Here is a 16318-nt window from a genome sequence, read left to right as displayed (position 1 = left end):
TTCCGTGCGGAATCCGGCTGCTCAGGGCGCGGGTTGGAACGAATCGAAGGCGGCCTTGCGGGCAGCTGCGCTCGCCGGGTCGTTCCACAGCGAGTCCGGGGTGGTCCAGTAGATCGCGTAGCCGTACTTGCCGGTGACGAAGCCGCGGTCGAGCGAGTGCATGGCGGTGCTGCTGCCGAAGGTCCACTCCCAGTCGGCGGCGTTGGTCCACGTCCGGTAGGTGAGGGCGGCGAGGTTGACGCGGTGGTAGTTGGAGAAGGTGCCCTGCTTGTCCGACTCCTGCTGCTGCCACGCACCGAGCGCGCTCGCCCCGGGGCTGGTGGTCCACTCGACGACCAGCTTGCTGCCGTTGCCGCTGAAGGTGGTCCGGCTGTCGCCCGCCGAGGGGGAGCCGAGCCAGTCGGGCAGGATGATCGAGAAGCCGCTGTCGTCGCGGTACGCGTGGTAGCCGGCCGGTACGGTGCCGCCGGCGCTCCCGCTCGGGCTGGGACCGCCGCTCGCGCCGGCGCTGTCCGACGGCTTCGCGGAGGCCGAGGCGGACGCCGACGCGGACGGCGAAGCCGACGGCGAGGAGGAGGGCGCGCCGGCCGAGGCCGCAGGCGTCCCCGGAGTGGCGGGCACCGGGGCGGCCGCCGTGTGCGCGGTGGGCGAGGTGGCCGCCGGGGAGGACGCCGCGCCGGTGGCGCCGGCCTTGTCCCGCAGCAGGACGACGGCCAGGACCGTCAGCAGCAGCACGATCACCAGTGCACCCCCGGCGAGCAGCAGCCTGCGCCGGTCCGGCCGCGCGGGCGGCGCGGCTATCAGCACCGTCTCCGGAGCCGCCGCGGGGGCGGGCGCCGCGGTGGGCGCCGGTGCGGGCGCGGGCGCGGGCACCAGGACGGCGGCGGGCTCGGCCGAACGGCTGCCCACCCGCACGGTGCCGAGCAGCCCGCCCACCCCGCGCTTGGCCTTGGCGGCGGTCGGCGGCGTCTCGGCGGCCGCAGCCGCCGGGTCGGCGTTCGGGGCCGTGGCCGGCGCCGTCGCTGTCACGGTCGCGGTCGGCGTCGGGACGGTCAGCCGGGTGGTGGCCTCGGCCTTGGCGGTCTCCTGGGCGACGATCCGCTTGAGCATCGACCGGGTGGTGGAGGCGTCCAGCCGCCGCACCGGGTCCTTCTCCAGCAGCCCCTCGATGACCGGCCGCAACGGCCCGGCGTTCAGGGGCGCCGCGAGGTCCTCGGTCATCACCGCCGTGAGCGTGGCGAGCGCCGAGCCCCGGTCGTACGGGGGCTTCCCCTCGACCATCGCGTACAGCGTCCCGCCGAGCGACCACATGTCGGCGGGCGGTCCCGGCTTCTGGCCCCGGGCGCGCTCCGGCGAGATGTACGAGGGTGCGCCGACCAGCATGCCGGTCGAGGTGACGGAGGTGTCGCCCTCGACGCTGGCGATGCCGAAGTCGGTGAGGACGACCCGGCCGTCCTCACCGATCAGCACGTTGGACGGCTTGACGTCCCGGTGCAGGATGCCGTGGCTGTGGGCCGCGCCGAGCACCCCGAGCAGGTCGAGCGCGATCTCGGCGGCCCGGGCCGGCGTGACCGGCCCGTCCTCCTTGACCACCTCGGCCAGCGAGCGGGACTCGACCAGCTCCATCACGATCCACGGCCGGTCGTCCTCCTCGACCACGTCGAAGACGGTGACGGCGGCGGTGTGCCGGATCCGGGCGGTCGCCTTGGCCTCGCGCAGCGTGCGGACGATCAGGCGACGCTTCTCGTCCTCGTCCACCCCGCCGTGCATGCGGAGTTCCTTGACCGCGACGATGCGGCCGAGCATCTCGTCCTCGGCCCGCCACACCGTGCCCATCCCGCCCTGGCCCAGCACTCCGAGCAACCGGTAGCGACCGGCCAGGAGACGGCCGGTGGAACCTTGCGCCTGGGTCATCGGTGCATTCCCCCATGTGCTGCTGACGATCTGTGCCGCCGGCGATCTGTGCTGTCGGCGATCGAGGTGACGGCGCGTCGGCGGAGTCCGGCGGTCCTTTCGAACAGGCACGCGGCCACGCGCGGCGACGTGCTCCGAACGCCAAGCCTCCATCATCCCCTGTCGCGCGGCTCCCCGACCACCCACCCCGGTGTTCCCGGCCGCCGAAACGGCCGGGCGGCCAGCCCTACGTACCCGACCGGTGGCCGGAAAAGGCCTCTGACGCACCGAAACCTCCACCGGAGTGGAGGTTTCGGTAAAAATCAGACGAACCGTCAGCCGGAAACGGTCAGCCGTGCCGCAGGCCCGGGTTGACCGTCACCTCGACACGCTGGAACTCCTTGAGCTCGGAGTAGCCCGTGGTCGCCATCGCGCGGCGCAGCGCGCCGAACAGGTTCATCGTGCCGTCGGGGGTGTGCGACGGACCGGTCAGGATCTCCTGCGTGGTGCCGACGGTGCCCAGGTCGACGCGCTTTCCGCGCGGCAGCTCCTCGTGCACGGCCTCCATGCCCCAGTGGAAGCCCTTGCCTGGGGCGTCCGTGGCACGGGCCAGCGCGGCACCGATCATCACCGCGTCCGCGCCACAGGCGACGGCCTTGGCCAGGTCGCCGCTGTAGCCGACCCCGCCGTCCGCGATCACGTGCACGTAGCGGCCGCCGGACTCGTCCATGTAGTCGCGGCGGGCGGCGGCCACGTCGGCGACGGCGGTGGCCATCGGGACCTGGATGCCCAGCACGTTGCGGGTGGTGTGCGCGGCACCGCCGCCGAAGCCGACCAGCACACCGGCGGCGCCGGTCCGCATCAGGTGCAGCGCGGCGGTGTAGGTGGCGCAGCCGCCGACGATCACCGGGACGTCGAGCTCGTAGATGAACTGCTTGAGGTTGAGCGGCTCGAACGCGCCTGACACGTGCTCGGCGGAGACCGTGGTGCCGCGGATCACGAAGACGTCCACGCCGGCGTCGACCACGGCCTTGGAGAACTCGGCGGTGCGCTGCGGCGACAGCGCGGCGGCGGTGACGACGCCCGACTCCCGGACCTCCTTGATCCGCTTGCCGATCAGGTCGGCCTGGATCGGGGCGGAGTAGATCTCCTGGAGGCGGCGGGTCGCGGCGGCCTCGTCCTTGATCGTGGCGATCTCGTCGAGCAGCGGCTGCGGGTCCTCGTACCGGGTCCAGAGGCCTTCGAGGTTCAGCACCCCGAGGCCGCCCAGCTCACCGATCGCGATGGCCTGCGCGGGCGAGACCACGCTGTCCATCGGGGCCGCCAGGAACGGCAGCTCGAAGCGGTAGGCATCGATCTGCCAGGCGATCGAGACCTCCTTCGGGTCCCGGGTGCGACGGCTGGGGACGACGGCGATGTCGTCGAATGCGTACGCCCGTCGGCCGCGCTTGCCTCGCCCGATCTCGATCTCAGTCACTTCGAGCCCTTCTGCTGCCTCATGCATGTACCGACCGGGTCACCCCGGCCGCCCCCAGTATCCCGCACGGGGACACCGCAGTGCGGCAGGCGTCCACCCAACGATGCCGGGCAAGCACAACAGGGGCGCGGGGAACTGCGCGAACCGGAAGGCCACGACCCGCAGCTTCCGACTCCGGACAGTTCCCCGCGCCCCTGCGAGGATGCCTCAGCGACTGGTGTAGTTCGGCGCCTCGACGGTCATCTGGATGTCGTGCGGGTGGCTCTCCTTGAGGCCCGCCGAGGTGATCCGGACGAACCGGCCCTTGCTCTCCATCTCGGCGACGGTCGCCGCACCCACGTAGCCCATGGTCTGCCGCAGGCCGCCGACCAGCTGGTACAGCACGGCCGACAGCGGACCCCGGTACGGGACCTGGCCCTCGATGCCCTCGGCGATCAGCTTCTCGTCGGAGGAGACCTCGGCCTGGAAGTAGCGGTCCTTCGAGAAGGACCGGCCCTGGCCGCGCGACTGCATCGCGCCCAGCGAGCCCATGCCCCGGTAGGACTTGAACTGCTTGCCGTTGATGAACATCAGCTCGCCCGGCGACTCCTCGCAGCCGGCCAGCAGGCTGCCGAGCATCACGGTGTCGGCGCCGGCGGCGAGCGCCTTGCCGATGTCGCCGGAGTACTGGAGGCCGCCGTCACCGATCACCGGCACGCCGGCCGCCTGGCAGGCCAGGGCCGCCTCGTAGATCGCGGTGACCTGCGGGACGCCGATGCCGGCGACGACGCGGGTGGTGCAGATCGAGCCGGGGCCGACGCCGACCTTGACGCCGTCCACGCCCGCGTCGATCAGCGCCTGGGCGCCGTCCCGGGTCGCGACGTTGCCGCCGATGACGTCGACGTCCACGGCTGCCTTGATCTTGGCGATCCAGGCCAGCGCGTTGCTGCTGTGACCGTGCGAGGTGTCGACGACCAGGAAGTCCACGCCCGCGCCGACCAGCGCCTGGGCCCGGTCGAAGGCCTCCGCGCTGGCACCGACGGCCGCGCCGACCAGCAGACGGCCCTCGGCGTCCTTGGCGGCGTTCGGGTACTTCTCGGCCTTGACGAAGTCCTTGACGGTGATCAGGCCCTTGATCCGGCCCTCGTCGTCGACCAGCGGGAGCTTCTCGATCTTGTGGCGGCGGAGCAGCCCGATCGCGTCCTCACCACTGATCCCGACCTTGCCGGTGATCAGCGGCATCGGCGTCATGATCTCGCGGACCTTGCGGCTGCGGTCCGACTCGAAGGCCATGTCGCGGTTGGTGACGATGCCGAGCAGCTTGCCGGTCTCGTCGGCGATCGGCACGCCGCTGATCCGGAACTTGGCGCAGAGCGCGTCCGCGTCGCCGAGCGTGGTCTCGGGGCCGACCGTGATCGGGTCGGTGACCATGCCGGACTCGGAGCGCTTCACCAGGTCGACCTGGTTGACCTGGTCCTCGATCGAGAGGTTGCGGTGCAGCACGCCGACGCCGCCCTGACGGGCCATCGCGATCGCCATCCGCGACTCGGTGACCTTGTCCATCGCGGCGGAGAGCAGCGGGATGTTCACGCGGACGTTGCGGGAGACCCGCGAGGAGGTGTCGACCTGGTTGGGCAGCACCTCGGAGGCCCCGGGCAGCAGCAGGACGTCGTCGTACGTGAGCCCGAGCATCGCGAACTTCTCGGGTACGCCTGCGGCGTTGTAAGACATGTGAAGGGGACCTTCCGTGGCGTGGCCGAATCGATTGATGCGCCCTGCTGAGGGTGGGGGCGCGTTGGTCGCTCAGTTGAGGGCGGACGTGGACCGCTGTACAGCCTCCGTCGCACCCGCGCGCACCGGCACAGGCTCAGGCCGCCAAGACACCCCGGGGCGTTTGGAGGAACCTCCGAAGGAAGCCCGCTCACACCCGCGAAACTTTGGCGACCTGCCCAGGCGCCGATACCCCATCGTACTGGCACCGGCATTGAAGGCTCGCGCCCCCTTGACAACACTGTGATCAGGAATACTCTTCCGCGGCGCGCTCAGGCCGCCGGCCGACCACGAAGAGGGGCGCGGGGAACTGCGCGAAACCGGAAAAGTGCAGACCATCGCCTTCCGAAGTCGCGCAGTTCCCCGCGCCCCTGTCTGTGGCTGAGCGAGTGCCTAAGAAGACTCTTCCGCCAGCGCCCGCAGCCGGCTGAGCGCCCGGTGCTGCGCGACCCGGACCGCGCCGGGCGACATCCCGAGCACCTCCCCGGTCTCCTCGGCCGAGAGCCCCGCGGCCACGCGGAGCAGCACCAGCTCGCGCTGGCGGGCCGGCAGGTTGGAGAGCAGCTCCTTCGCCCAGGCCGCGTCACTGCTGAGCAGCGCGCGCTCCTCCGGGCCGAGCGCCTCGTCGGGCAGCTCGGGCATGTCGTCGGACGGGACCACGGTGGAGCCGGGCCCGCGCATCGCGGCCCGCTGCAGATCGGCGATCTTGTGCGCGGCGATACGAAAGACGAACGCCTCGAACGGACGCCCCTCGTCCTTGTAGCGCGGCAGGGCGCAGAGCACCGCGACGCAGACCTCCTGGGCCACGTCGTCCACGTGGTGGCGCGCGTTGCCGGGCAGCCGGACCAGCCGGCCCCGGCAGTACCGCAGGGCGAGCGGGTGGACGTACGCGAGCAGGGCGTCGATGGCGGGGTTCTCACCGCGGACGGCGGCGGCGACCAGCTCGCCCATCAGGGGCGACGCGCCGGAACCGAGCACCGGGCGGCGGGATTCGGCCGGATCGGCGCTCCTCGGGTACGACGGGTCGGCGGCCTGACCCTTCGGAGCGACCCCGTCGCTCTCCACCTCGTCGTCGCGCATCGGTCCATGGTGCCTGGTCGGCCCGGAAAACGCGGCACCGCGTCCGGAGTTGTGCATCGGAACGTTATGCGCCAGAACGTCGTGCGCCGCTTCGGGCACCGGCTCGTGCGCCGCCTCACGCGTTGGCACCGTACGCACCGCGCCGCCTTCCACCACGCTGCCGCTCTCCGAGCCGACTGCGGCCACGCCCGTCTCCGCAGTGCCTGTCCGCTGGTCCCCGAGGTGCTCCACTACTCCATGGTGCAGCCTCGGGACCGCAACGTCATACGTCTGATCGAACGGAACGGCCGGGTGGCCGCCCCTGAGAGCCCGGATCTGAACCCGCGGCAGGGCTCAGCGGACCAGGCCCCAGCGGAAGCCGAGCGCCACCGCGTGCGCACGGTCCGACGCGCCGAGCTTCTTGAACAGGCGCCGGGCGTGGGTCTTGACGGTGTCCTCGGAGAGGAACAGCTCGCGGCCGATCTCCGCGTTGCTCCGCCCGTGGCTCATGCCCTCCAGCACCTGGATCTCACGGGCCGTCAGGGTCGGCGCCGCCCCCATGTCCGGGCTGCGGAGCCGACGCGGGGCGAGCCGCCACGTCGGGTCGGCGAGCGCCTGGGTGACGGTGGCCCGCAGCTCGGCGCGCGAGGCGTCCTTGTGCAGGTAGCCGCGGGCGCCGGCGGCGACCGCGAGGGCGACACCGTCGAGGTCCTCCGCGACGGTGAGCATGATGATGCGCGCGCCCGGATCGGCCGAGAGCAGCCGCCGGACGGTCTCCACCCCGCCGAGGCCGGGCATCCGGACATCCATCAGAACGAGATCGGAGCGGTCGGCCACCCAGCGGCGGAGGACCTCCTCACCGTTCGTCGCAGTGGTCACCCGGTCGACACCGGGCACCGTCGCCACCGCGCGGCGAAGCGCCTCCCGGGCGAGCGGGGAATCGTCGCAGACGAGTACGGATGTCATGACCGTCCTCCGCAGCTGATCCGCGTCACGTTGAGCCTCCTGGCTGGTACGAATCTCTCCGACACGGCCGATTGACGACAGGTTTCGTAAGGATCGCCGGTCTCCCCGCGATCGTTCCGACGCCCGGCGCCCGCAAACCGCCTCCGCACATCCAACGACCGTCACTCGAATGAGTTACGGCTTTCAGGGCCATCTCCACCACTGTACGTGGCCGACCCGTTACCGATCAGCCGCATCGCGGTGCATATGCCGCACTTTTGTGCTGTTCGGGCGTGGCCCGCGCACCCCGAGCGCATCCACGGGGCCGTACACGCCCCCGGAGCCACCCGATTGCCACGTCGGCGCCTGCCAAACGTCATGCCCGCTTTGACCGGTTTTATAGCTTCTGGACGGTCATTGACTGTTGTGTAACTCTGTGGGTGACTTGTCCCAGTGGTTGCCGTAAGTCATATTTCCAGGTGTTCGTACTGACCCGCCGCAGCCTCGCCGCACACGAGCCCGCGCCGGGTCCCTGAAGGGAATGAGCCATGGCAGATTTCTCCCGCCTCCCCGGCCCGAACGCAGACCTCTGGGACTGGCAGCTCTCCGCCGCCTGCCGCGGCGTCGACAGTTCGCTCTTCTTCCACCCGGAAGGCGAACGCGGAGCGGCGCGAAGCTCGCGCGAGGCCAGCGCGAAGGAGGTCTGCATGCGGTGCCCGGTGCGGACCGAGTGCGCGGCGCACGCGCTGGCGGTCCGCGAGCCGTACGGCGTCTGGGGCGGCCTGACCGAGGACGAGCGCGAAGAGCTGATGGGGCGTTCGCGCAACCGCCTGGCCGAGGTACCGATCGCCCTCCCGACGACGATCCGCCGCTGAAACGTTCCTGCACCAGCGCTCACGCACCAGCCAGGCACCCCCCAGGGGCGCGGGGAACTGCGCGAAACGGGAGTGACGGTGGTGCACGGTTGATCGCGCAGTTCCCCGCGCCCCGAGGTGGTTACCCGCGTCAAAAAGGGCTAGCGGCGCGCCGCAACCGCGCCGGAGAGCTGATCCAGCATCAGGGCGACGGCCGGCACCTCGGCCAGGTCGGGCAGGGTGAGCGCGACGACCTGGCGGACGGCCGGACGGCCGGACGCGGCGCGGAGCGGGACGGCGGCCACGCCCGCGCGGCTGACCGAGGCCAGCGCCAGCCCCGGGAGCACCGCGACGCCGAGCCCGGCCGCGACCAGGCCGACCACGGCGGGGTAGTCGTCGGTGGCGAAGTCGATCCGGGGTTCAAAGCCCGCCGCGCCGCAGAGTTCCACCAGGTGGCCGCGGCACTGGGGGCAGCCGGCGATCCACTGCTCGTCGACGAGTTCGGCCAGGTCCACCGGCCGGTCCTCGTCCCGCCCGGCGAGCGGGTGCGCGGCCGGGAGCAGGCCGACCAGCGGGTCGTCGAGGAGTGGGCGGACCACCAGGTCGGACCAGTCGTTGGCGGCCAGCGAGGCGGCCGCCTCCAGCGTCGCTTCGGCGCGGACCGCGCGGGGTGTGCCGTGGGCTGCCGGGCGGACCGGGGTGCCCGGGGAGTCCGGGTAGCGGAAGGCGAGCGCGATCTCGCACTCGCCGCCCCGCAGCATCGCCAGCGACTCCGGCGGTTCGGCCTCGACCAGCGAGACCCGGATCCCCGGGTGGGCGCCGCGCAGCCCGGCCACCGAGGGCGGCACGAGGGTGGAGCTCGCGGTGGGGAAGGACACCAGCCGCACCCGCCCGGCCCGCAGCCCGGTGATCGCCGCCACCTCCTCCTCGGCGGCGGAGAGCCCGGCGAGGATGCCGGTGGCGTGCTTGAGCAGCACCTGTCCGGCCTCGCTCAGCTGCATGCCGCGGCCCGAACGGACCACCAGCGGCGTGTCGACCGACTTCTCCAGGGCCTTCATCTGCTGGCTCACGGCGGGCTGGGTGCAGCCCAGCTCGCGGGCGGCGGCGGAGAAGGAGCCGGTGCGGGCGACGGCACGCAGGACGCGCAGGTGACGGGCCTCGATCATGCCTCAGTTATAAGGCAATCTTTGATTCGAACAAAATCATCCTGATGCGACACGCCGGAGGCCCGGCACGCGCCCCTGGGGGTGCGTGCCGGGCCTCCGGGCCGCTGACGGGTCAGCGGGTCGGACGTCAGTGCGCGTGGCCGTGGCCGCCGTGCGAGTGACCGTTGCCGGCCTCCTCGTCGGCGGGCTTCTCCACCACGAGGGTCTCGGTGGTGAGCAGCAGCGACGCGATGGACGCGGCGTTCTCCAGCGCGGAGCGGGTGACCTTGACCGGGTCGATGACGCCGGCCTTCAGCAGGTCGCAGTACTCACCGGTGGCGGCGTTGAAGCCGTGACCGGCCTCCAGCTCGGCGACCTTGTGGGTGATGACGTAGCCCTCGAGGCCGGCGTTCTGGGCGATCCAGCGCAGCGGCTCGGCGAGCGCCTTGCGGACGACCGCGACACCGGTCGCCTCGTCGCCCGACAGGCCCAGGCCGCCGTCGAGCACCTTCTGGGCGTGGACGAGAGAGGCGCCGCCACCGGCGACGATGCCCTCCTCGACCGCCGCGCGGGTCGCCGAGATGGCGTCCTCCAGACGGTGCTTGCGCTCCTTGAGCTCCACCTCGGTGGCGGCGCCGACCTTGATGACGCAGACGCCGCCGGCGAGCTTCGCCAGGCGCTCCTGCAGCTTCTCGCGGTCCCAGTCCGAGTCGGTGTTGGCGATCTCGGCCTTGATCTGGGCGACGCGGCCGGCCACGGCCTCGTGGTCGCCGGCACCGTCGACGACGGTGGTCTCGTCCTTGGTGATGGTCACGCGGCGGGCGGTGCCCAGCACGTCCAGACCGGCCTGGTCGAGCTTGAGGCCGACCTCCTCGGAGATGACGGTGGCACCGGTCAGGGTGGCCAGGTCGCCCAGGATGGCCTTGCGGCGGTCACCGAAGCCGGGGGCCTTGACGGCCACGGCGTTGAAGGTGCCACGGATCTTGTTCACCACGAGGGTGGACAGCGCCTCGCCGTCGACGTCCTCGGCGATGATCAGCAGCGGCTTCGAGGTGCCACCCTGCAGGACCTTCTCCAGCAGCGGCAGCAGCTCCTGGATGCTGGAGATCTTGCCCTGGTTGATCAGGATGTAGGGGTCCTCCAGGACCGCTTCCTGACGCTCGGCGTCGGTGACGAAGTACGGCGAGAGGTAGCCCTTGTCGAACTGCATGCCCTCGGTGAAGTCCAGCTCCACGCCGAAGGTGTTCGACTCCTCGACGGTGATGACACCGTCCTTGCCGACCTTGTCGATCGCCTCGGCGATGAGCTCGCCGACCTGCGGGTCCTGCGCGGAGAGGGACGCGACGGCGGCGACGTCGTCCTTGCCCTCGATCTCGCGGGCGCTGGCGAGCAGGTACTCGGACACGGCCGCGACGGCCTTGTCGATGCCCTTCTTCAGGGCGGCGGGGCCGGCGCCGGCGGCGACGTTGCGCAGACCCTCGTTGACCAGGGCCTGGGCCAGCACGGTGGCGGTGGTGGTGCCGTCACCCGCGACGTCGTTCGTCTTGGTGGCGACCTCCTTGACCAGCTGGGCGCCGAGGTTCTCGTACGGGTCGTCGAGCTCGACCTCACGGGCGATGGTGACACCGTCGTTGGTGATGGTCGGCGCGCCGAACTTCTTGTCGATGACGACGTTGCGGCCCTTGGGGCCGATGGTCACCTTGACGGTGTCGGCCAGCTTGTTCACGCCGCGCTCCAGCGAGCGGCGGGCGTCCTCGTCGAACTGCAGGATCTTCGGCATGGTGTTTCCTTCGGGGAGTGTCTTTGTGACGTGCGCGTGAGCCAACAACCGCGCCCCGGGCCCCTGTCAGTAGTGACACGGATCCGGGGCGGGCTGGAACGTCTTACTTCTCGACGATGGCGAGGACGTCGCGGGCCGAGAGGACGAGGTACTCCTCGCCGTTGTACTTCACCTCGGTGCCGCCGTACTTCGAGTACAGGACGACGTCGCCGACGGTGACGTCGAGCGGAAGACGGTTACCGTCCTCGAAGCGGCCCGGGCCGACGGCCAGGACGACGCCCTCCTGGGGCTTCTCCTTGGCGGTGTCCGGGATAACCAGGCCGGAGGCCGTGGTGGTCTCGGCTTCGAGCGGCTGGACCACGATGCGGTCCTCGAGCGGCTTGATGGCAACCTTGCTGCTGACGGTGGTCACGTCCGAGCTCCCCTTCGGAGAATACGGGGTTGTTCTTCAGGTAGGTGGCGACGTCCGCGTGCCTGCCGTCGCGGGGGTCAGGCACACTCTGTCGCGTTAGCACTCTCCCTGGGGGGAGTGCCAGGAACGACCATAGGCCGCCGTTAGCACTCAGTCAACCAGAGTGCCAACGGCGTGGCTCGAAGGCTGTCCGGTGTCCGGGGACAATGGCCGGGTGGAGATCGAATCGTTCCGGGCCCTGCTGACCGACGAGGGCCAGGCACTGCTGGCCGAGCTGCGTGACTTCAAGCCGGGGGAGGAACTCGCCCTGGCCACCAGGCTGCGCCGCACGCACCCGGCCGGGCTGGTGTCCGCCGCCCTCGCCCAGGCGGCCCTGCGGCAGCGGGCGCGGGCCAAGTTCGACGTGGACGCGGACGCGCTGTACTTCACCCCGGACGGAGTCGAACAGGCCACCCGCCGCAGCGTCGCCGAGTGGCGGGCGGAGCGGTTCGCGGCGCTCGGCGTCCGGCGGCTGGCGGACCTGTGCTGCGGGATCGGCGGGGACGCGATCGCGCTGGCCCGGGCCGGGATCGCCGTGCTCGCCGTCGACCGCGACCCGCTGACCTGCGCCGTCGCCGAGGCGAACGCCGCCGCGCTGGGCCTGGCCGAGCTGATCGAGGTGCGCTGCGCGGACGTCACCGAGGTCGACGTGACGGGTTTCGACGCGGTGTTCACCGACCCGGCGCGGCGCACCTCGCGGGGCCGGGTGTTCGATCCGGAGGCGTACTCGCCCCCGCTCTCCTGGGCGGTCGAGGCGGCCCGCCGCACCCCGTTCGGGGCGCTCAAGATCGCGCCGGGGATCCCGCACGAGCTGGTCCCCGAGGACGCCGAGGCCGAGTGGGTGTCGGACCACGGGGACGTGAAGGAGGCCGGGCTCTGGTTCGGCACGAAGCCCGCCGAGCCGCACCGCGCCACCCTGCTGCCCGGCGCGCACACCCTCACCGGCGGCCGCCTCCCCGATCCGGCGGCCGGGCCGGTGGGCCGCTACCTGTACGAGCCGGACGGCGCGGTGATCCGGGCGCACCTGGTCGCCGAGGTGGCCGAGCAGGTCGGCGGCCGGCTGATCGACCCGATGATCGCCTACCTGACCTCCGACCGCCTCGTGCCGACCCCGTACGCCCACGCGTACGAGCTCACCGACGTGCTCCCGTACAACGTCAAGAAGCTGAAGGCGCTGCTGCGCGAGCGCGGGGCCGGCACCGTGGTGATCAAGAAGCGCGGCATCGGCATCACCCCGGAGGAGCTGCGCCGCCAGCTCAAGCCCGCCGGCCCGAACACGGTGACGGTGATCCTGAGCCGGGTCGGCGACGGGCACCTCATGATGCTCGGTCAGCCTGTCGGCTGATCAGGCAAAGGGGCACGAAGAACTGCGCGAGGCGGGAGCCTGCGGACCGTTGCCTCCCGACTCGCGCAGTTCTCCCCCAGCCTTCGGCCGGAAGGTGCCCCCACGCGCCCCTGTCTGTGGCTGACCAGCTGCCTGCCCGACCGGTGGTCAGCCTGCGGGCGCCTGGATGTAGTCGTCCAGGCGGGCGACGGCGAAGCCCTGCTCCTGGATGCGGCTGAGCATCTCGCCGAACATCGCCGTCATCGTCTCGCCCTTGAGCTCCGACGGACCGCGGAAGTGCGCCAGGATGATGTCGCCGGGCTTCAGCTTCTTGTCGGCGGTCTGGTACTGCATGTCGTGGATCTGCATCGTCTCGCGCCAGAGCACGATGGCGCGCGGGCCGCACTGCTGCACCGAGGTGTTGAGGGTCGGCGTGTTGGCGCCGTCGCCGAACGGCGGGCGGAAGAGCAGCGGGGCGGTGCCGTACTGCTGGGTGAGGGTCGCCTGGTCCACGCAGATCTCGGACTTCTGCTTCGCCGCCGAGATCTTGCTCATCTGCGGGTGGCTGACGGTGTGGTTCTGGATGTGGTTGCCCAGCGCCTGGAGCGGCTTGAAGTAGCCGTAGTTGTTCTCGATGATGTCCTTGGTCAGGAACATCGTGACCGGGATCTTGAGGTCGGTCAGCATCTCGACGAACTTCGGGTCCTTCTCCGCGCCGTCGTCCAGCGTGATGAAGACGACCTTGTCCTTGGTCGGCACGTCGCTGATGACCGGGACGGTGCCGCTGGCCGTCAGCTTGACCGGCCTGTCGGCGGGCGGGGCGGGCGCGGCCGCCATCGGCTGCAGGCCCCACTTCGACCAGGCCGCGGCCTGCGGCGAGGCGGACGCGGCGGACGGCGGCGCGGCCGCGGCCTGGGTGGTCTCGGCCGGCGGGGCCGCGGGAGCGGCCGCCGGGGCGGCGCTGCTGCTGCACCCGGTCACCGCTGCCAGCACGGCCAGTGCCGCCACCGCGTAGGTCCTCGTCCTGCTCTTCACCGTTGGGTGCTCCCCTGCGTCGTCCGGCTCTCGGACAGAACGCTACCGGCTGGCGGTCCGGGTCATTCCACGTGCTCGCTGGTGAAGCTCCAGCGGTGCACCGGGCGGCCCAGCAGCTCACCGGGCGGATCCGGGACGGGCAGCGGGGCGTCCGACCACCAGGTGACCAGCAGCACCCTCTCCCCCGGCGCGGTGAACACCTCCAGCCGCTCCAGCCCGGCCGCCCCGCGCAGCGCCGGGACGGCCCGCTCCCGGACCCAGTCCCGCAGCTCGCCGGCCCGGCCGTCGGCGGCCCGGGCCTCCCACATGGCGGCCGTGGTCACCCGAGGGCCTGGTGCGCGGCGGCGTGCAGGTCCGTGTGGGGCACCGAGACCTCGGTGACCGGCAGCGAGGAGTCGGCCGACAGGTCGAAGGAGGACGGCGCGCGGTCGCGCCAGACCATCTCGGAACCGAGGGCGGCGACCATCGCACCGTTGTCCGTGCACAGCCCCGGGCGCGGCACCCGCAGCACGATGCCCGCCTTGTCGCAGCGCTGCTGGGCCATCTCGCGCAGCCGCGAGTTGGCCGCGACCCCGCCGCCGATCATCAGGTGCTCGACGCCGTTCTCCTTGCAGGCCTTGACGGCCTTGCGGGTCAGCACGTCGGTGACGGCCTCCTGGAAGGACGCCGCGACGTCCGCGACGGGCACCTCCTCGCCCGCCCGGCGCTTCGCCTCGACCCAGCGGGCCACGGCGGTCTTCAGGCCGGAGAACGAGAAGTCGTACGCCGGGTCCTTGGCGCCGCTGAGCCCGCGCGGGAAGGCGATCGCCTTCGGGTCGCCCTCCCGGGCCAGCCGGTCGACGGCCGGTCCGCCGGGGAAGCCGAGGCCGAGCACCCGGGCGATCTTGTCGAACGCCTCGCCGGCCGCGTCGTCGATGGTCGCGCCGAGCGGCCGGATGTCGGTGGTGATGTCGGCGCTGAGCAGCAGCGAGGAGTGCCCGCCGGAGACCAGCAGGGCCATCGTGGGCTCCGGCAGCCGGCCGTGCTCCAGCTGGTCCACGCAGATGTGCGAGGCGAGGTGGTTGACCCCGTACAGCGGCTTGTCCAGCGCCCAGGCGTACGCCTTCGCCGCCGAGACGCCGACCAGCAGCGCGCCGGCCAGGCCGGGCCCGGCCGTGACGGCGATGCCGTCCAGGTCGGAGGCCTTGATCCCGGCGGTGTCCAGGGCGCGCTGGATGGTGGGGACCATCTCCTCCAGGTGCGCCCGGCTGGCGATCTCGGGGACGACCCCGCCGAAGCGGGCGTGGTCGTTGACGCTGGAGGCGACCGCGTCGGCCAGCAGGGTGGTGCCCCGGACGATGCCGACACCGGTCTCGTCGCAGGAGGTCTCGATGCCGAGGACGAGCGGTTCGTCAGCCATGGGGAGTGTCCTTCACGTCGTACCGGTCCTGCTGGGCGTCGTCCTGCCGCAGGTCTTCTGGCGGGCCGTTCTCCTGCAGGCCCTGGCGGCGCATCACCAACGCGTCCACGTCGGCGGGCTGGTAGTAGCCCTTGCGGATGCCGATCGTCTCGAAGCCGAAGCGCTCGTACAGCTGCCGGGCGCGCTCGTTGTCGACCCGGACCTCCAGCAGCATCTCCTCGCAGTCGCGCCGCACGGCGGCCGCGATCAGGTCGGTGAGCAGCGTGGCGCCGATGCCGGAGCCCTGGTGGCGGTCGTCCACCGCGATGGTCTGCACGTCGCCCTCGCCGGTGACCACCAGCAGGCCGGCGTAGCCGATGACGGTGCCGTCCTCCGTGGTCGCGACGGTGTAGTGCCGGGTGCCGCCGGGGCGGGCCTCGGCCAGCTCCGACCAGTACATGCCGGCGGTCCAGGCGTCCTCGGGGAAGAGCCGCCGCTCCAGCTCCACCACCGCCTCGATGTCCCACCAGCGCATCGGCCGCAGGGTGACCGCGCTCACGCGGGCAGCACCGCCTTGTAGCCCGCGGGCACCTGGGCGTCCGGGCGGCGCAGGTAGAGCGGCACGTTCGGCAGCAGTTCGCGCCCGGCCGCCAGCTCGGCGGCGGCGAAGCCGGCCAGCGAGCCGGCCGACACGTGCTCGGGGCCGTGCGCGCCGGGGAAGCTGTCCGGGTAGAGCAGCGCGCCGGCGCCCACGGCCTGCGGTTCGGACGCCAGCTCGGCGGGGCGGTCCACCGCGGGCCCGGAGACCCGGCGGCCGTCGGCGTCGTAGGAGGCCCAGTAGACCTCCTTGCGGCGCGCGTCGGTGGCCACCGTGAACGGCCCGGCGAGGCCCTGCTCGCGGGCCTGGTGGGCGATGGCGTCGAGGGTGCAGACGCCGTGCACGGGCAGCCCGAGGGCGTGGCCGAGCGCGGCGGCGGTGACCAGGCCGACCCGCAGCCCGGTGTACGGCCCGGGGCCGACGCCGACGGCGATGCCGGTGAGCTCGCGCTTGTCGACCCCCGCCGTCCGCAGCACCCGGTCGATGGTGGGCAGGAGCAGCTCCCCGTGGCGTCTGGCGTCGACCTCGTACGTCTCGGCGAGGACGCCCGAGCCGTCGTGGACGGCGGCGGTGACGGCGGGAGTGGCGGTATCGAACGCGAGCAGCAGCACGGGTCAAGGTTAGAGGGTC

The 16318-nt window shown here is 72.0% G+C and carries 15 protein-coding genes; 2 read left to right on the top strand and 13 right to left on the bottom strand.

Going from position 1 to position 16318, the window contains the following annotated elements; genetic code table 11:
- Positions 1-21 precede the first annotated feature (21 nt).
- The 5 genes from ABD330_RS01450 to ABD330_RS01430 all read right to left on the bottom strand — a co-directional run bounded on the left by ABD330_RS01450 (position 22) and on the right by ABD330_RS01430 (position 7144).
- Positions 22-1914 carry a serine/threonine-protein kinase gene (locus tag ABD330_RS01450; RefSeq protein WP_344459794.1) on the bottom strand — a complete coding sequence of 631 codons (1893 nt, stop codon included), beginning with the start codon at positions 1912-1914 and terminating at the stop codon, positions 22-24.
- 328 nt (positions 1915-2242) lie between these two features.
- Positions 2243-3370, bottom strand: a complete 1128-nt coding sequence (locus ABD330_RS01445) for a GuaB3 family IMP dehydrogenase-related protein (RefSeq protein ID WP_344459792.1) — start codon at positions 3368-3370, stop codon at positions 2243-2245.
- 207 nt (positions 3371-3577) lie between these two features.
- Positions 3578-5080 carry an IMP dehydrogenase gene (gene guaB, locus ABD330_RS01440; protein ID WP_344459790.1) on the bottom strand — a complete coding sequence of 501 codons (1503 nt, stop codon included), beginning with the start codon at positions 5078-5080 and terminating at the stop codon, positions 3578-3580.
- A gap of 432 nt (positions 5081-5512) precedes the next feature.
- Positions 5513-6070, bottom strand: coding sequence for an RNA polymerase sigma factor ShbA (gene shbA, locus ABD330_RS01435; RefSeq protein ID WP_344460029.1), 558 nt, complete (start codon positions 6068-6070; stop codon positions 5513-5515).
- 462 nt (positions 6071-6532) lie between these two features.
- Positions 6533-7144, bottom strand: a complete 612-nt coding sequence (locus ABD330_RS01430) for a response regulator transcription factor (protein ID WP_014136228.1) — start codon at positions 7142-7144, stop codon at positions 6533-6535.
- Between the two features lie 527 nt (positions 7145-7671).
- Between ABD330_RS01430 and ABD330_RS01425 the strand changes: the two genes are divergently transcribed.
- Complete coding sequence (locus ABD330_RS01425; protein ID WP_344459788.1) at positions 7672-7998, top strand: WhiB family transcriptional regulator; 327 nt, start codon at positions 7672-7674, stop codon at positions 7996-7998.
- Positions 7999-8138: 140 nt separating this feature from the next.
- Here ABD330_RS01425 and ABD330_RS01420 read toward each other — a convergent pair whose 3' ends face one another.
- The 3 genes from ABD330_RS01420 to groES all read right to left on the bottom strand — a co-directional run bounded on the left by ABD330_RS01420 (position 8139) and on the right by groES (position 11314).
- Positions 8139-9143, bottom strand: coding sequence for a LysR family transcriptional regulator (locus ABD330_RS01420; RefSeq protein ID WP_344459786.1), 1005 nt, complete (start codon positions 9141-9143; stop codon positions 8139-8141).
- Between the two features lie 127 nt (positions 9144-9270).
- Positions 9271-10902, bottom strand: coding sequence for a chaperonin GroEL (gene groL / locus ABD330_RS01415; protein ID WP_344459784.1), 1632 nt, complete (start codon positions 10900-10902; stop codon positions 9271-9273).
- Between the two features lie 103 nt (positions 10903-11005).
- Positions 11006-11314 (bottom strand): co-chaperone GroES, encoded by a 309-nt coding sequence (gene groES, locus ABD330_RS01410; protein ID WP_280717627.1) that lies wholly within the window; start codon positions 11312-11314, stop codon positions 11006-11008.
- Positions 11315-11528: 214 nt separating this feature from the next.
- On the opposite strand from groES, the gene ABD330_RS01405 reads away from it, so the two are divergent.
- Positions 11529-12698: a class I SAM-dependent methyltransferase gene (locus tag ABD330_RS01405; protein ID WP_344459782.1), complete on the top strand. Its 1170-nt coding sequence runs from the start codon at positions 11529-11531 to the stop codon at positions 12696-12698.
- A 147-nt stretch (positions 12699-12845) separates the two neighbouring features.
- Here the strand turns inward: ABD330_RS01405 and ABD330_RS01400 are convergent, their stop codons facing one another.
- The 5 genes from ABD330_RS01400 to tsaB all read right to left on the bottom strand — a co-directional run bounded on the left by ABD330_RS01400 (position 12846) and on the right by tsaB (position 16299).
- Positions 12846-13712: a polysaccharide deacetylase family protein gene (locus ABD330_RS01400; protein ID WP_344459780.1), complete on the bottom strand. Its 867-nt coding sequence runs from the start codon at positions 13710-13712 to the stop codon at positions 12846-12848.
- A gap of 62 nt (positions 13713-13774) precedes the next feature.
- A complete protein-coding gene (locus ABD330_RS01395; protein ID WP_344459778.1) occupies positions 13775-14035 on the bottom strand; it encodes a hypothetical protein in 261 nt (86 codons plus the stop codon).
- Complete coding sequence (gene tsaD, locus ABD330_RS01390; protein ID WP_344459776.1) at positions 14032-15111, bottom strand: tRNA (adenosine(37)-N6)-threonylcarbamoyltransferase complex transferase subunit TsaD; 1080 nt, start codon at positions 15109-15111, stop codon at positions 14032-14034. The genes ABD330_RS01395 and tsaD overlap by 4 nt, the downstream gene beginning before the upstream one ends.
- Positions 15104-15625, bottom strand: a complete 522-nt coding sequence (gene rimI, locus ABD330_RS01385; protein WP_425555403.1) for a ribosomal protein S18-alanine N-acetyltransferase — start codon at positions 15623-15625, stop codon at positions 15104-15106. The genes tsaD and rimI overlap by 8 nt, the downstream gene beginning before the upstream one ends.
- A gap of 20 nt (positions 15626-15645) precedes the next feature.
- Positions 15646-16299: a tRNA (adenosine(37)-N6)-threonylcarbamoyltransferase complex dimerization subunit type 1 TsaB gene (gene tsaB / locus ABD330_RS01380; RefSeq protein WP_344459772.1), complete on the bottom strand. Its 654-nt coding sequence runs from the start codon at positions 16297-16299 to the stop codon at positions 15646-15648.
- Between the last annotated feature and the right edge of the window lie 19 nt (positions 16300-16318).

Source organism: Kitasatospora kazusensis, assembly GCF_039529945.1.
GTDB lineage: Bacteria > Actinomycetota > Actinomycetes > Streptomycetales > Streptomycetaceae > Kitasatospora > Kitasatospora kazusensis.
The sequence above is the reverse complement of the archived record's forward strand: the minus strand, read 5'-3'. Positions and strand labels throughout refer to the sequence as shown.